Source organism: Vibrio sp. Y176, assembly GCF_033438945.1.
This window is the reverse complement of record NZ_JAWOQS010000561.1, coordinates 1-685: the sequence shown is the minus strand read 5'-3', so window position 1 is coordinate 685 and position 685 is coordinate 1. Positions and strand designations below refer to the sequence as shown.

Sequence of the window (685 nt, the reverse complement as noted above, 5' to 3'; positions counted from 1 at the left end):
AAGCTATCTGCTTTCTTAATATCTTGCTTTGGTCTTTTCGCGCCTTCACTCTTTGTTTGTGTGTTTTAAGTGGCTCCGCCCCAACCAACCGATTTAGGATTTCACAAATTCTAATGTTCGTAATTTGGTAATCATCAAAATACCGACCATTCCTTTGCCTACTAGCGCCCAATGTCTGCTCAGATGATGCTCTGTTCACTTTAGGGCTGATATCCAATGGATAATTCAGCACTTTCATATAACCGCCTACACTGCCACACAAATTACCAATGCTCGCTGAGTTGGGTAACAACATAGTCACAAACTTCAGATGACTATCTTCAGATCGCTGACGATGCTCTAACTCACTTTGCATTGCATGGCTAACGACAGGAGTAACCGATAAGTAGTCACCATTCCAAGGGAATCGTAACTGTTTAGAGTAGGTGTTTACTTCAGTTGGAAATGTTGTCGATGAAAGCTGTAATTCTATTTCTTCGCTAATAAGATTAAGTGATTTAACACTCAGCCCAAATTCTTGTAGCAAGTCTAGCCAAACCGGATTTTGCTGCTGAATTAATGAAACAATACTGACGGTTCGCGACTGCCAACAAAAAGAACTCAGTAACCAAATGGTGTGTCTATAAGAAGCTGCATTATGCGCCCAGCCTAAACTCGGCGGTAACCCAGAACTTGAAATAAAGGC

General features: G+C 41.5%; 1 pseudogene. It reads right to left on the bottom strand.

The window, feature by feature from the left end:
* Window positions 1-685 (bottom strand): annotated as a pseudogene (locus tag R7O13_RS27300) (hypothetical protein); the annotation flags it as partial.